Consider the following 14,291-nt stretch of genomic DNA (forward strand, 5'->3'; position numbering starts at 1 on the left):
TTCCTCTCTTTCACAGGATCCCTGATGTGAACACATCGCTGGCTAAACCGGCCACCACGGGCACGATGCCCAGGCAGACGAATGCGGGCAGGAAGCACAGCCCGAGCGGTCCGGCGATCAGCACCGACGCCCGCTCGGCGGCCGCCGATGCGTGGTGGCCGGCGTCCTGGCGGGATTGTTCGGCGAGTTCGGCCACCCCTTGAGCGAGCGCACTGCCCGACGACGCCGACCGGCGTGCGAGCCGGGCCAGCCCGTCATCACCCTCGTCCGCTCCGGCAGGTCGGGACCAGGCGGTGTCCGGGTCGGCCCCGAGCGCCAGCAGGTCTGCCGCCCGGCGCAATAGCGCGGCGAGCCGGTCGGGGGCCGAGGGGGCTGTCGCCGCCGCAGCCGCGGACACCGACATCCCCGCGGACAGGCAGACGGCGAACACGTCGAGCGCCGATGCGGTGGCCAGCGGATCGCTGCGGCGCCGATGATGAACCGGCGCAACGGAAATCGGGCCCACCGAGATCCGGCGGCGCATCGCGAACGGGCCCGGCGCAATCAGCAGGGCTACGGCGAGCAGCACCGCAGCGGCACTCATGTCAGCAGCCGATCGGTGATGCGGTCGGCCCAGATCAAGCCCGCGCACACCAGGACCGTGCCCGCGATCAGCAGCCCGCCGCCGACACCGCCGCCGAGCAGGAACCGCACCGGATGCGCGCCGATCAACTCCCCCAGCAGCACACCGAGCAGCGGCAGACCCGCCAGGATCGCGGCAGTGGCCCGGGCCCCGGCCAGGCCGGCCTCGACGCGGGCGGTGAAGCGTTGCCGCTCGACGATGTCGCGCTGAGCCGTGCGGATAAGTGCCGCCATCGCCAGCCCGTGGTCGGCGGCGAGTTGCCAGCACACCGCGAGCCGATCCCACTGCGCGGGAACCGATGTCGAACCGGCGACCGCCCGCAGCCCGGCGCCGACGTCGGCACCGAGACCGGCGCGCGCGGCGACCGCCCGTAACGCGGTCCCGACCGTCCCGTCCGACTCGTCGGCGGCAATGGCGAAGGCGCGCACGGGGTGTGCACCGACCCGCAGCTCGCCGACCAGGGTCTCCAGTGCCCCCGCCAGTGTCTGGCCTGCCCGTGCGCGGTCGCGATCACGACGGCGACGGTGCCGGCGTGCGGTCAAGGTCGCGCCCAGGGCGACCGAGGCGAGCAACACCGCAGGCGGCAGCGTCACCGCGGCCACCACGCCACCGACGACCAGTACCGGCCCGCGCACATCGATCCGTCGCGTCACCAGACCCAACCGCCAACTCGGCGATGGAGGTGCTGCCAGCACAGCGACCGCTAAAAGCATTGCCGCCAAGGGTATTCCACTCACGACAGACGCGCTTCGATCAACGTCTCCAGCTGCTGTCGGCCGTCCTGCCATCCTCCGTCGGCGTGCCAAGCGCTCACCGCATGCACCGCACCGGTGTCCGCGCGGCACAGCACCGCGATCTCACCGAGCCTGCGTGCGCCGTCACGGCCACGGCACACGTGCACCACGACCTGCACGGCCGCGGCCAGTTGACTGTGCAGCGCGGCACGGTCGAGCCCGCCCAGCGCGGCGAGCGCCTCCAACCGCGCAGGCACTTCGGCCGGACTGTTGGCGTGCACGGTTCCGGCGCCGCCGTCATGGCCGGTGTTCAGCGCCGTCAGCAGATCGACGACCTCGGCGCCGCGCACCTCACCGACAACGATCCGGTCGGGTCGCATCCGCAAGGCCTGCCGGACCAGCTGGCGCATCGTAACCTCGCCTGCGCCTTCGACATTGGCGGCGCGCGCCACCAACCGGACGAGGTGCGGATGCGGTGGCGCGAGTTCGGGTGCGTCTTCCACACAGACGATCCGCTCGTTGCCGGAGACTGCACCGAGGGTCGCCGCCAGCAGGGTGGTCTTTCCCGCGCCGGTGCCGCCAGAGACGAGGAAAGCCAGCCGAGCATCGATGATGCCGGTGAGCAGCTGGGCCGCCTCGGGCACGATCGCCCCGGACGCGATCAACGCCGCAAGGTCCTGAGTCGCCGGCCGAAGCACCCGAAGCGACAAGCAGGTCCCGGCGACCGCCACCGGCGGCAGCACCGCATGCAGACGAACCGAGAACTCTCCGGTTCCCAGCCCGGTCAGCTGTCCGTCGACCCATGGCTGGGCGTCGTCCAACCGCCGGCCGGCGGCCACCGCGAGCCGCTGCGCCAGGCGGCGCACCGCCGCCTCGTCGGCGAATCGGACCGTCGTCGGTCGCAGCCCGGTGCCGTCATCGACCCACACCGCATCGGGTCCGGTGACCAGAACGTCGGTGGTTCCCGGCGCGCGCAGCAACGGCTCGAGGAGGCCGGCGCCGGTCAGCTCGGTCTGCAGCACCCGCAGATTGGACAGCACCTCGGTGTCCCCGAGCACTCCCCCGGACTCGGCCCGGATCGCGGCGGCAACCACCGCGGGCCGCAACGACGACGACTCGGCGGCCAGCCGTTCGCGAACCCGCTCGACCAGTGAGGCGCTCATGCCGCGCGCACCTGAGCACCAGCCGGCAGCACCCTGAGCACCGCTCGCGCCGCCGCGCCCAACGGGGACCGCCGCCGCAGCCGCAAACCCCCGCGCTCGAGGCGTTCGGCGAGCATGGGTTCGGGGCGCATGGCCGCCAGCAGTGGTAGCCCGACAACTCGCGCGGCCTCGGTCGCGCGGAGCCCGCCCGGGTTCGGCCCGCGCACGACCAGCCCGACGTTCGGATTGACCGCGCGCAGCTCGGGCGCCAGCGCCGAGGCCGCCGCGACGGCGCGGACGTCGCAGGTCGTGATCATGACGACCAGATCGGCGCATTCGAGAGTGGTCGTGACGGCAGAAGTCATTCGCCGCGGGAGATCACAGATCACAAGCATTCCGCCCCGCCTGCCCGCGTCGACGACGGCTTCGGCGGCCCCGGCATCGATCTCGGGACCGTGCCGTGCGCCGGACAGCACGCTCACCCCGCCGTGGTTGGGCAGTGCGTCGCGGACCGCGGCCCAGGCGAGCCGGCCGCCGCGCAGGCTCAGATCGGGCCAGCGCAGTCCTGGGACGGACTCGCTGCCCAGCAGCAGATCGATCCCACCGCCCCAGGGATCGAGGTCGACCAGCAGCGATGCCGAGGCGGTCTGCGCAAGCGCGACCGCGAAGATCGAGGCACCCGCGCCGCCGCGGCCACCGGCCACGGCGATCACCCGACCTGCGCGTGGCCCGTCCCGCACGGTGTCGGCGGCGTCGGCCAAGTGCCTGATCAGCTCACCCTCATCGGCTGGAAGTGCACAAACATGCTGCGCGCCGACGGCCATCGCGGCCGACCAGGTCGGCCCGTCGGGCTCTCGCGAGACGATCAGCATCACGCCGTCGCGCCGGGGCATCCCGACGGATTCGCTCCGGCCGGCCGCTTCTTCGTCGAGCAGGATCGCGGCGGCAGCTGACCACGCCCTTCGGGTGGGTGGCCCTGAGGCCGCCAATGGTCGCAGCCCGGTCGCCGCGGCCACCCGGTCGGCCTGCTCACGCAGCTCGGGGTCGGTGACGAGGATCAAGACAACGCCGGGGTTGGTGCTCACCCACCTACCGTCGAATGCCCGGCCCCACGACGCCAGGGGGCTCAGGCCGATCTGGGGATGAAGTTCCGTCTGGGGATGGTCGGCCAGCACACAATGGTGACGCAACAGTGATCCCGGCAACGTTTCTCGAGTTTGCCGGGATCGACGAAATTTTTTGGTGGAAAAAAGGGACGACCCCCGCCAGGGGGGGAGGAGGCGGAGGTCGTCGTGTATCAGCCCCGGGGGGTCGGGCTGATGCACACCCGGCATAAGCCGAGTAATACTTACTATACACACGACAATGTGGAGTCGCGCAAGTGTTGCTACCACTTCGAAACCATGTATTCGCTGTGAAAATGCAGGGTGCGACACGTGGCTTGGCCTGCCACTTTATGGTCGCCCTAAGTCCTGTACCGGCAGCGGCCCTATCCTGGGTGGCGTGACCGTCCCCGCCTCGGCCGCCGACCAGCTAATCAATCCTCGGCCCAGGCCCCTCACCGGCACCTCATCGCGCACCGCGGCGTTCTTCGATCTGGACAAGACCGTGATTGCCAAGTCAAGCACGCTCGCTTTCAGCAAACCCTTCTTCGACCAAGGGCTGCTCAACCGCCGCTCGGTGCTGAAGTCCAGCTACGCCCAGTTCCTCTTGCTGATGTCCGGCGCCGACCACGACCAGATGGACCGGATGCGCTCCTATGTCACCGCGATGTGCGCCGGCTGGGACGTCGAACAGGTCCGGGCCATCGTCACCGAGACGCTGCACGACATCGTCGACCCGCTGGTCTTTGCGGAAGCTGCCGAGCTGATCGCCGACCACCGGCTCTGCGGTCGGGACGTGGTGATCGTCTCGGCATCCGGGGAAGAGATCGTCGCCCCGATCGCGCGCGCACTGGGCGCCACCCACGCGATGGGAACCCGGATGGTCATCGAAGACGGCAAGTACACCGGCGACGTTGCCTTCTATTGCTACGGCGAGGCCAAGGCCGCGGCAATCCGCGAGCTGGCGACGCTGGAGGGCTACTCCCTCGAACATTGCTACGCCTACTCGGACTCGATCACCGACCTGCCGATGTTGCAGTCGGTCGGCCACCCGAGCGTGGTCAACCCCGACCGCGCGCTACGCAAAGAAGCCGCGGCTCAGGGCTGGCCGGTGCTGACGTTCCTGCGGCCGGTGCCGTTGCGGGACCGGATTCCAGCACCCTCGGGGGCGGCGGTTGCGACCACCGCCGCGTTGGGAATCAGTGCGCTCGCCGCCGGGGCTCTGACGTATTCCGTGTTACGACGGCTGTCCTTCTAACGCGATCAATCCGTTGCCTACGAACCCCTTGCTGTGATGGGGGTCACGGAGTACAAAGGAAGCACGGACGCCTGGGAAGGCCAAGATAGCGCCGGAAGAGAAGGCACTATCTCCCGACTCAAGCGGCCCAGCACGGTTCCCGGCACCCACGCGGAGCACGCCGCGATAATGGCAGAAGTGTTGCGGGCCTGCGTAATTGCGAAAAGCGAACGGAAATAACGTCCCCTTGGGTGGGGATGTCAACGACGCGCATCGCAAAAGCGCCGAGGCCAACCCACGCAGCCCACCTGGCACGCTTGGTAACCAGGAAACCGTGCTAGCGGGCGGCGAGCTGAAGAGATTCGGATCGTCGCCCGCTTCGCCGTCTACGGCTCATTTCGACGCCGCCTCCGCGATCGACATCGCCTCGCGCGCACCGTCTTCCAGCGCCTGACAACACATCACCACCCAGGCGCCGACCGATTCCGGTGCTCCGGTCGCGAACGCGCCCGCACTCGTCCGGTATTCGTCGGCGCGACGCATCCAGTAGACCTCGGGCACCCCGAGCCCGTGGGGATCCAGCCCGGTCGACATCGTGACCAGACGCGACACCGCACGGGCCACGACACCATCGCCGGTGCCGAACGGCGCCAACGTCAGCAGTTCTCCGTGCGCGACGGCGGCGAGCACCGGGGCCGGGGCGGTGCTGGCACCCGTCACCAGCCGGGTGACCAGATCGAGCCGCGCGGCCACCTCGGGATCCTGCCGCGGTCTGCCCAGCAGCTCGGAGTCCATCAGGTCGGCTGCCGCCAGGGCATGCAACCGGGCCAGCGCCTGCAAGGGCGCGCGCTGCCACACCCCGAGGATGTTGGTGGTCCCGCCCTCCAGCGCCTGCCCGACGCGCAGCGCACCGGCCAGCACCGGATCGTTGGGCTCGACGCCGGAGCCGTCGAGCTGCACGGCGCCGCCGTCGATGGCCGAGGACGACCGCGCACCGCGGACAGCGGACTCGGCCGCCGTGACGGGCCAGTTACGCAGATTCGTGCGATGCCGGTGGGCCTTGGCCAGGGCGTCCCGAGCCGCCTCGGCGGCGGCGGCCACCCCCGGCAGATCCAGGAGGGGAGCAAGGAGATCACTCACGTTCGGTCACGCTATCGGATGGTTGCGCACCGTTCGGCGCGCGATAGGAACCGCCCGCCGACGAATGTGACGTGCCAACGCCGATGCAACGTTCGGTGACTACGCTCACAGACATGACCGAGGCGCACACCGAAGTTCCGTCATCCTATGCACCGTCGGCGGATTTCGCCGCCGCAGCCAATGCCACCGCCGAGCTCTACGACCAAGCCGAGGCAGACCGGTTGGCGTTCTGGGCGCAGCAGGCCAACCGCCTGTCGTGGGAGACGCCCTTCACCGAGGTACTCGACTGGTCCGAGGCGCCGTTCGCGAAGTGGTTCGTCGGCGGAAAGCTCAACGTCGCCTACAACTGTGTCGACCGGCATGTCGAGGCGGGCAACGGCGACCGGGTCGCAATCCACTGGGAGGGTGAACCGCTCGGCGACTCGCGTGTGCTCACCTACGCCCAGCTCAAGGACGAGGTCTGTAAGGCCGCCAACGCACTGACCGACCTCGGCCTGACCGCAGGCGACCGGGTGGCGATCTACATGCCGATGGTTCCCGAGGCCATCGTGGCGATGCTGGCCTGCGCCCGCCTTGGCGTGATGCACAGCGTGGTCTTCGCCGGCTTCTCGGCAGCCGCCCTTCGCGCCCGCATCGAAGATGCCGAGGCCAAGCTGGTGATCACCACCGACGGCCAGTACCGGCGCGGAAATGCGGTGTCGCTCAAGGAAGCTGTGGACGAGGCCGTCAAGGGCCAAGATTGTGTGAAGCACGTTCTGGTGGTGCGCCGCACCGGAATCGACGTCAACTGGACCGAAGGTCGCGACCGGTGGTGGGACGAGACGGTCGATTCGGCGTCCACCGAGCACACGCCCGAGGCGTTCGACGCCGAGCAGCCACTGTTCCTGCTGTACACCTCCGGAACCACGGGCAAGCCCAAGGGCATCATCCACACCTCCGGTGGCTACCTGACTCAGGCGTCCTACACCCACCACAACGTCTTCGACATCAAGCCCGAGAGCGACATCTATTGGTGCACAGCCGATATCGGCTGGGTCACCGGGCACACCTACATCGTCTACGGACCGCTGTCCAACGGCGCGACCCAGGTGGTCTACGAGGGCACGCCCGCCTCCCCCGATGAGCACCGGCACTTTCAGGTCATCGAAAAGTACGGTGTGACAATCTATTACACCGCCCCGACGCTGATCCGGACGTTCATGAAGTGGGGCCGGGAGATCGCGTTCGCCCATGACCTGTCCAGCCTGCGACTGCTCGGGTCGGTCGGTGAGCCGATCAACCCGGAGGCGTGGCGCTGGTACCGCCTGGTGTTCGGCGCCGACGCCACCCCGATCGTGGATACCTGGTGGCAGACCGAGACCGGCGCGATCATGATCTCGCCGCTGCCGGGTGTGACGGACTGCAAGCCGGGTTCGGCGATGCGCGCGCTGCCGGGTATCTCAGCCAAGATCGTCGATGACGACGGAAATGAGTTGCAGCCCAGCACCGATCACGGCGAGCACGTCACCGGCTACCTCGTGCTGGACAAGCCGTGGCCATCGATGCTGCGAGGCATCTGGGGCGATCCCGAACGGTTCCGGGACACCTACTGGGCGCGGTTCGCCGAACAGGGTTGGTACTTCGCCGGTGACGGTGCGCGGTATGGCAGCGACGGCGAGGTGTGGGTGCTCGGCCGCATCGACGACGTGATGAACATTTCCGGACACCGGATTTCGACGGCCGAGGTGGAGTCCGCGCTCGTCGGGCACGCCGGGGTCGCCGAGGCCGCCGTCGTCGGCGCATCCGACGACACCACGGGCCAGGCGATCTGTGCCTTCGTCATCCTCAAGGCTCATCACGCGGAGATGTCGAGCGAGCAGATGGTCGACGAGCTGCGCGCCGAGGTGGCCCGGGAGATCTCCCCCATCGCCAAACCGCGCGAAATCCACGTCGTGCCAGAGCTTCCCAAGACCCGCAGCGGCAAGATCATGCGCAGGCTGTTGCGTGACGTCGCGGAGGGACGCGAGCTCGGTGACACCTCCACATTGGTGGATCCGACGGTGTTCGAAGCGATCCGGGCCAGCAAAAACTAGGAGGGCAGCGCGTCGGTCGTCGGGACGAACCCGGTGCCGGGGCGATTCTTGCCCGCGACGTCGCCGAGGATCGCATTGATCGACATCGTCACCGCGGGAGTGTGCAGCGGGATGAACTTGACGACGCACGTGGGCAGGTCTTCGCTGAACGCGCCGTGGATCATGCCGACCAGCTTGTTGTTGACCGTCACCGGGGCGCCGGAATCACCCGGTTGGCCACACACCTGATTGACGATGGTGCCCGGGTCCTGTCCCGGACCCCACGTGACACCGCACGAGTACCCGGTGGTGCGGCCCAGTTTGCAGGCGATCTCGCCGAACGTCGGGTCAGGGCCGATGCCGTCGATGACGAAGCCCTTGTAGTTCGAGATCGGCTGCACCTTGGCGGGATCGAACCGGATCACCGCGTAGTCGAGGTTGTCATTGCCTGCGACCATCGTGCCGATGACGCCGTCGTCGGGCCGGTCCTCGGAACCCACCTGGGCGCCCGGGCCGCCGCAGTGCGCGGAGGTGAATCCGATGAGCGCGCCGGTGTTGTCGGTGCCGATCGACGTCAGGGTGCAGTAGGTGTCGCCATTGACGACGATGCCCGCTCCACCGCCCATCGGCACCTTGCCGTCGGCCATCGCGGCGGGCGCCTGCGCCAGGACCAGCGCGCCAAGGGCCAGTACAACGGCCCCCGCTTTGAGCCGAACACGCTGCGCGGTCGTCACCAGCAACCTCCATTCACCCTCGCCCCGACAGGGCGAGTCTAGCGTGGTCACACCCGTAACTTGCGTAACAGGTCAGTGGGTATCCGGCTGCGAGCCCGGCATGGCAACATGAACCGCGACGACAGCGAATAGTTGGAGGACAGCCGTGAGCAATGGCGATCGCACGAACGGGGTGCCCACCACCGTTACCTCGATCCCGCTGGTGGACCCGAACGCGGTTCCCGCCAATCCCTCCATCGGAGACCTGGTGAAGGACGCCACCGCGCAGGTGTCCACCCTGGTGCGCGCCGAGGTCGAACTGGCCAAGGCGGAGATCACCCGCGACGTGAAGAAAGGCCTGACCGGCAGCGTCTTCTTCATCCTCGCGCTGGTCGTGCTGTTCTACTCGACGTTCTTCCTGTTCTTCTTTCTCGCCGAGCTGCTCGACACCTGGCTGTGGCGCTGGGTGGCCTTCCTGATCGTGTTCCTCCTGATGGTGGCCACCACCGCGGTGTTCGCGCTGCTGGGCTATCTCAAAGTGCGCCGGATCCGGGGCCCGCAGCAGACCATCGAATCGGTCGGCGAACTCCGCGAGGCCTTGACACCCGGCCACGACAAGGCGGCCGACAAGGCCATCCCCGCGAGCGGCACGCCGCCCAAGGACCCGTCGGGCTGGTGATGACCCAACCGGATCCGTCGGTCACCCGCATCGCGGGGCCGTGGCGTCATTTCGACGTCCACGCCAACGGAATTCGGTTCCATTGCGTCGAAGCCCTCAATGGGTCCGAATCCGCGGCGGGCACGTCGCGACCGCTGGTGATCCTGCTGCACGGCTTCGGTTCGTTCTGGTGGTCCTGGCGCCACCAGCTGCGTGGGCTCTCCGATGCCCGGGTGGTGGCCGTGGACCTGCGGGGTTACGGAGGCAGCGACAAGCCGCCCCGCGGCTATGACGGCTGGACGCTGGCCGGGGACACCGCAGGCCTGATCCGCGCGCTCGGCCATGGCTCGGCCACGTTGGTGGGCCACGCCGACGGCGGGCTGGTCTGCTGGGCGACCTCGGTATTGCATTCCCGGATGGTGCGAGCCATCGCACTGGTGAGCTCACCGCACCCGGCCGCACTGCGACGCTCGGCGCTGACCCGGCGCGACCAGGGCCGGGCACTGCTGCCCACACTGCTGCGCTATCAGCTCCCTGCGTTTCCGGAGCGGGCGCTCACCCGGCACAACGCCGAGGCGCTCGAGCATCTGGTGCGCAACCGCGCATCGGGTAAATGGCTTGCCTCCGAGGACTTTTCCGAGACCATCTCGCACATGCGGCGGGCCATCCAGATTCCGTCGGCGGCACACTCCGCACTCGAATATCAGCGTTGGGCGGTGCGCAGCCAATTACGCAGCGAGGGTTGGCGATTCATGAAGTCGATGGACCGCCAGCTCGATGTTCCGCTTCTGCACCTGCGCGGGGACGCCGACCCCTATGTGCTCGCCGACCCGGTGGACCGCACCCAGCACTACGCCCCGCGCGGGCGCTTCGTATCCGTTGCCGGCGTCGGGCATTTCGCCCATGAGGAAGCTCCGGACGAGGTCAACGAACACCTGCGGCGGTTCCTGCAGCAGGTGTACGGCCCGATCAGGTGACGCAGGCCCCGGTGGGCACCTTCGCGGTGTTGCCGATCTTGGCCAGCTGACGCGACACCTCATTGGCGGTCATCACGAAGCCCGTGTCGTTGTCGTCGACTGCGGCACCGAACACCACGCCGAGCACCTGGCCGGCCCGGTTGATCATCGGACCACCGGAATTCCCTTGCCGCACAGTGCCTCTGATGGTGTACACCTCACGGTTGACCGTGGTGGTGCGATAGATGTCGGGCCCGTTGAGTTCGATGGTCTCTCGCACCCGGGCGGGCGTGGCCGCGAACTCGCCGCCGCCGGGGTAGCCCAATACGACGGCGTCCGTTCCGGATTTGGCCGGCTGATCGGCGAACACCAGCGGCCGCTGGGGCAGGTTGGGCACATCCAGGATGGAGATGTCCTCGTTGGGGTCATACGAGACGACGGTCGCGTCGTAGGTCTGCCCCTCGGCTTCCACGGTGACGCTGTCGGAGCCGGCCACCACGTGCGCGTTGGACATCACCCGGTTCGGGGCGATCACGAAACCGGTACCCTCCAACACCTTTTGGCATCCGGGCGCGACTCCGCGGATCTTCACGACGCTGGGCTTGGCGTTGGCGACCACCAAACTGTCCGCCAGTGACGCGTCGGGGGCGTCGACCGCCTGGATCGGGGTGCGGCCGAAGGGCTGCAGAACATCCGGCAGTCCGGAGGTGCGCAGCAGGGCCGACATCCGCTTGGGCACGGTCTTGAGCCACTCGGGCGCGTACTTGTCCACCTCGGCAAGCACTTTCGAGCCGCGGGTGGCGGCAGCCAGATTGGGCTGGTCCGAGGAGGTCAGCGGGCTGGCCAGCAGCCAGGCCGCGACCATGACCACGATCAGCTGCAGAGCAACGCCGATCACCGAGTCGACGGTGCGCACCGCGCGATTACGGATCGCGCCGCGCACTGCCCGGCCCAGCACCACGCCGGCCACCTCGCCGACGACGACCAGGGCGAGGATCAAGAACAGTGCAGCAAACAGCTTGCCGCGCGGCGAGCTGATGTGGCTGACGATATGCGGGGCCAGCATCACGCCGGCGATCGCACCGAGGACCACCCCCACGAACGACATCAGCGAGCCCAACGCGCCGGACCGCCAGCCCGAGATGGCCGCGACGAATGCCACAGCCAGCACGGCGATGTCCAGCCATTGTGAACTCGTCACAGGGGCTCCTCACTGCTACCCACGAGCGCCATCGCCTCGTCCAACTCCCGGACGTCCGCGGTGTTCCACGGTTGTGACCAGCCGGCCACGTCGAGCATCGCAGAGATTACGTGGCCGGTGAATCCCCACACCAGCATCTGGTTGAGCAGAAATGCCGGACCGGCGAAGCCGGGACCAGTTCCGGTGCGGTACACCATCAGCCGGTTCTCAGGATTGACGAAGGCACGCACCGGAACCCGCGTCACGATCGCGGTCTCGGCCTGATCGACCACCGCCACCGGCCCCGGATCCGGTGAATAAGCCAGCACCGGTACGACGTGAAAACCAGAGGGCGGGATGAACATTCGCTCCAACAGGGCCAGCGGATGCAGGCGGCCCGGGTCAATGCCGGTCTCTTCCTGTGCTTCTCGCAGCGCGGTGGCGACCGGACCGGAATCCTCCGGATCAGCGGCCCCGCCGGGGAACGCGGCCTGGCCGGCGTGATTGCGCAGGGTGCCGGCGCGCACGGTCAGCAGCAGGTCGGCATCGTCGGGTAACTGCCCGTTCAGGAGATCGCTGCCCGGCCCCGAGAACAGCACGAGGACTGCCGCATCACGACCGGCGGCGCCTTCGGTGCGGGCTTTGGTGACCGCGGCCAGGAACTCCGGAGGCACCTTGCGCCGATACGCCTGTGGGACGCGATCGACGTTGTCGACCAGCGGCGCCAGCCAGGGCGGCCGGAGTTCCGGGTTGAGCGCAACCGGTCCCACCTGGCGGGAGGAACCCTGCGTCACCGGCGCTTCTCTCTCGTCTGTCGTCACTGCAATGCATTCTTCACCGCGGCGGCGATCTCGTCGGCACTGGTGAACGCTTGCGGGAGGATTTTGGCAACGCTACCGTCCGCGCGCAGGACAACCGTCGCGGGCATCACGTTGGGCACCCCGAGGGCCGCGGCGATCCGGCGCTGACCGTCCTGCAACGTGGGCAGCCGCACGCCCAGTTCTGCCAGCCGCAGCAACGCCGCCGTCTCGTTCTCGTCCTGGTGCACTGTCACCACGGACACGTCCTGGCCTACTCGCCGCTGGTAGTCCGCCATCGCGGGCAATTCCTCGGCGCACGGCCCGCACCAATAGGCCCACAGGTTGAGCACCACCGGCCGCCCGGCCAAGGCTCGGGCCACATCCACATTCGCTCCGTCGGCGGCGCACTCGACGACGATGCCGCGCAGTTCCCTTGGACCCGGATTGTCGGCCGCGGCGGGGCAGGGCGGCAGGTCGGCCCGCTGCCGCGGTCCGGCGAGCGCCTCGGGCGTGTCGGCGTCGCGGTGAGTTCTGGCGCTCTGCACGCCGGGCGCGCTTCCGGTACCCGGCGGGGTGTCGTCGAGCGAGACGACCAGCGCCGTGATCAGTGCCGCGATCACGGCAAGCACCAGCAGCGTCCAGCGGGTCGACGTCGTCATCAGTACAGAGCCGAAAACTCAGAGCCCGGCGAGCGCAAGCAGATGCTCGGTCTCGGGTCCCTTCACCAACGGTGCGGCGAGCAGCGGGTCAGTGGGTCCCAGCCCGAACGACGGGCAGTCCTTGGCCAGCACGCACACCCCGCACGCGGGCTTGCGGGCGTGGCACACCCGGCGGCCATGAAAGATGACGCGATGGCTCAGCAACGTCCACTCGCGGCGTTCGATCAGGTCGCCGACGATGTGCTCGACCTTGACCGGGTCTTCTTCCTCGGTCCAGCGCCACCGGCGCACGAGCCGACCGAAATGGGTGTCCACCGTGATGCCGGGGATGTCGAAGGCGTTGCCGAGCACGACGTTGGCGGTCTTGCGGCCGATGCCGGGCAGGGTGACGAGCTCGTCGAGCGTATGAGGTACCTCGCCGTCAAAGCGCTCCTCGAGCGCCTGGCCCAGGCCGATCAGCGAGTTGGTCTTGTTCCGGTAGAAGCCGGTCGGGCGGACCATCTCCTCGAGCTCGGTCCGGTCGGCCTGCGCGTAGTCCCGCGCGGTGCGGTACTTGGCGAACAGCGCCGGAGTGGTCTGGTTGACGCGGATATCCGTGCACTGCGCGGACAGGATGGTGGCGACGGCCAGCTCGAGCGGGTTGGTGAAATCGAGCTCGCAGTACACGTGCGGGAAAGCGACGGCCAGCGTGCGGTTCATCCGACGGGCGCGCCGCACCAGACCCACGTGGGTTTCCGAATCCCACTTCGTTGCCTCCGCCTTGGTCGGGGCCGGTGTCTTGACGGCACCGCGCGCGGTTTTGCGCCTGGTCGGGGGACTGTCCGTGGTCACGTTGCAAGGGTACTGACGGGGTCCGTCAAGCCGCGGACTGACCGGTGACAATTTGTAATCCCGCTGAGACCTTGCGCGTGTTTACTAACCCCCGTGACCTGGTTGCTCGCGGTGTGTGTCCCCGGGCTGTTGATGCTTTCGACGTTCGCGTTACAGCGTCTGGAAGAGGCCCTGCACACCGAACGCACCCCGGCCGACGAGGTCACCGAATTTCTGGAGCGCGCCGCGACGGCGGCACCCGCGCAGGCATCGCCCAGAGCCGAAACCCCGCCTCGACGGGCCGAGGCGCATTCCCGCCTGAGCGACGACGAGCCCGGTTTGCCGACGCGGTCATACGCCCATGCACGGCCGAATACGCAGTTTCACCGGACTCAGTACGCCAATCGTGTGTAGCGTTGGCACGTCGCAAGCCCAGCTACCACTAGACTGATCGTGCCCAGCAATACAGCTGGCCTGCGAATTTCA

15 protein-coding genes are annotated in these 14,291 nt (G+C 68.4%); 5 read left to right on the forward strand and 10 right to left on the reverse strand.

The window, feature by feature from the left end; genetic code table 11:
• Positions 1-10 precede the first annotated feature (10 nt).
• From EV580_RS13020 to ssd, 4 genes are read right to left on the reverse strand one after another with little or no spacing between them, the layout of a single operon-like run.
• On the reverse strand, positions 11-583 hold the full coding sequence (locus tag EV580_RS13020) for a type II secretion system F family protein (protein ID WP_183503581.1): 573 nt from the start codon (positions 581-583) through the stop codon (positions 11-13).
• Positions 580-1,359, reverse strand: coding sequence for a type II secretion system F family protein (locus EV580_RS13025; protein WP_286171553.1), 780 nt, complete (start codon positions 1,357-1,359; stop codon positions 580-582). Before EV580_RS13025 ends, EV580_RS13020 begins: the two co-directional genes overlap by 4 nt.
• Positions 1,356-2,519: a TadA family conjugal transfer-associated ATPase gene (locus EV580_RS13030; protein WP_133691586.1), complete on the reverse strand. Its 1,164-nt coding sequence runs from the start codon at positions 2,517-2,519 to the stop codon at positions 1,356-1,358. The genes EV580_RS13025 and EV580_RS13030 overlap by 4 nt, the downstream gene beginning before the upstream one ends.
• Positions 2,516-3,583, reverse strand: a complete 1,068-nt coding sequence (gene ssd, locus EV580_RS13035) for a septum site-determining protein Ssd (RefSeq protein ID WP_183511360.1) — start codon at positions 3,581-3,583, stop codon at positions 2,516-2,518. The genes EV580_RS13030 and ssd overlap by 4 nt, the downstream gene beginning before the upstream one ends.
• 451 nt (positions 3,584-4,034) lie before the next feature.
• Between ssd and EV580_RS13040 the strand changes: the two genes are divergently transcribed.
• Entirely contained in the window at positions 4,035-4,859 is an 825-nt protein-coding gene (locus EV580_RS13040) for an HAD-IB family hydrolase (protein ID WP_133692220.1), read from the forward strand.
• 372 nt (positions 4,860-5,231) lie between these two features.
• Here EV580_RS13040 and EV580_RS13045 read toward each other — a convergent pair whose 3' ends face one another.
• The gene (locus EV580_RS13045; protein ID WP_133691588.1) at positions 5,232-5,978 is read right to left on the reverse strand and encodes a Fic family protein; all 747 of its coding nucleotides are present in this window, start codon (positions 5,976-5,978) and stop codon (positions 5,232-5,234) included.
• 113 nt (positions 5,979-6,091) lie between these two features.
• On the opposite strand from EV580_RS13045, the gene acs reads away from it, so the two are divergent.
• A complete protein-coding gene (acs, locus tag EV580_RS13050; RefSeq protein WP_133691589.1) occupies positions 6,092-8,050 on the forward strand; it encodes an acetate--CoA ligase in 1,959 nt (652 codons plus the stop codon).
• On the opposite strand, the gene EV580_RS13055 is transcribed toward acs, so the two are convergent.
• The gene (locus tag EV580_RS13055; RefSeq protein WP_133691590.1) at positions 8,047-8,763 is read right to left on the reverse strand and encodes a S1 family peptidase; all 717 of its coding nucleotides are present in this window, start codon (positions 8,761-8,763) and stop codon (positions 8,047-8,049) included. The genes acs and EV580_RS13055 overlap by 4 nt on opposite strands.
• 145 nt (positions 8,764-8,908) lie before the next feature.
• On the opposite strand from EV580_RS13055, the gene EV580_RS13060 reads away from it, so the two are divergent.
• Positions 8,909-9,421 (forward strand): phage holin family protein, encoded by a 513-nt coding sequence (locus EV580_RS13060; protein WP_133691591.1) that lies wholly within the window; start codon positions 8,909-8,911, stop codon positions 9,419-9,421.
• Positions 9,421-10,377 (forward strand): alpha/beta fold hydrolase, encoded by a 957-nt coding sequence (locus tag EV580_RS13065; protein WP_133692221.1) that lies wholly within the window; start codon positions 9,421-9,423, stop codon positions 10,375-10,377. Before EV580_RS13060 ends, EV580_RS13065 begins: the two co-directional genes overlap by 1 nt.
• Here EV580_RS13065 and marP read toward each other — a convergent pair.
• The 4 genes from marP to nth are packed head-to-tail and all read right to left on the reverse strand — an operon-like array spanning position 10,370 to position 13,694.
• Entirely contained in the window at positions 10,370-11,557 is a 1,188-nt protein-coding gene (gene marP / locus EV580_RS13070) for an acid resistance serine protease MarP (RefSeq protein WP_133691592.1), read from the reverse strand. The two genes, EV580_RS13065 and marP, sit on opposite strands and share 8 nt — an antisense overlap.
• Entirely contained in the window at positions 11,554-12,306 is a 753-nt protein-coding gene (locus EV580_RS13075; protein ID WP_133692222.1) for an NUDIX hydrolase, read from the reverse strand. Before EV580_RS13075 ends, marP begins: the two co-directional genes overlap by 4 nt.
• 47 nt (positions 12,307-12,353) lie before the next feature.
• Positions 12,354-12,995, reverse strand: coding sequence for a TlpA family protein disulfide reductase (locus EV580_RS13080; protein WP_133691593.1), 642 nt, complete (start codon positions 12,993-12,995; stop codon positions 12,354-12,356).
• An 18-nt stretch (positions 12,996-13,013) separates the two neighbouring features.
• Positions 13,014-13,694, reverse strand: a complete 681-nt coding sequence (gene nth, locus EV580_RS13085; RefSeq protein WP_166654730.1) for an endonuclease III — start codon at positions 13,692-13,694, stop codon at positions 13,014-13,016.
• Positions 13,695-13,919: 225 nt separating this feature from the next.
• On the opposite strand from nth, the gene EV580_RS13090 reads away from it, so the two are divergent.
• Entirely contained in the window at positions 13,920-14,219 is a 300-nt protein-coding gene (locus EV580_RS13090) for a hypothetical protein (RefSeq protein ID WP_133691595.1), read from the forward strand.
• The last annotated feature ends 72 nt before the right edge of the window (positions 14,220-14,291 follow it).

This window comes from Mycobacterium sp. BK086 (assembly GCA_004362315.1).
Lineage (GTDB): Bacteria > Actinomycetota > Actinomycetes > Mycobacteriales > Mycobacteriaceae > Mycobacterium.

Coding starts and splice junctions, on each gene's coding strand:
- EV580_RS13020 (WP_183503581.1), bottom strand. CDS start 583: ATGAGTGCCGCTGCGGTGCTGCTCGCCGTAGCCCTGCTGATTGCGCCG.
- EV580_RS13030 (WP_133691586.1), bottom strand. CDS start 2,519: ATGAGCGCCTCACTGGTCGAGCGGGTTCGCGAACGGCTGGCCGCCGAG.
- acs (WP_133691589.1), top strand. CDS start 6,092: ATGACCGAGGCGCACACCGAAGTTCCGTCATCCTATGCACCGTCGGCG.
- EV580_RS13065 (WP_133692221.1), top strand. CDS start 9,421: ATGACCCAACCGGATCCGTCGGTCACCCGCATCGCGGGGCCGTGGCGT.
- EV580_RS13080 (WP_133691593.1), bottom strand. CDS start 12,995: ATGACGACGTCGACCCGCTGGACGCTGCTGGTGCTTGCCGTGATCGCG.
- nth (WP_166654730.1), bottom strand. CDS start 13,694: ATGAACCGCACGCTGGCCGTCGCTTTCCCGCACGTGTACTGCGAGCTC.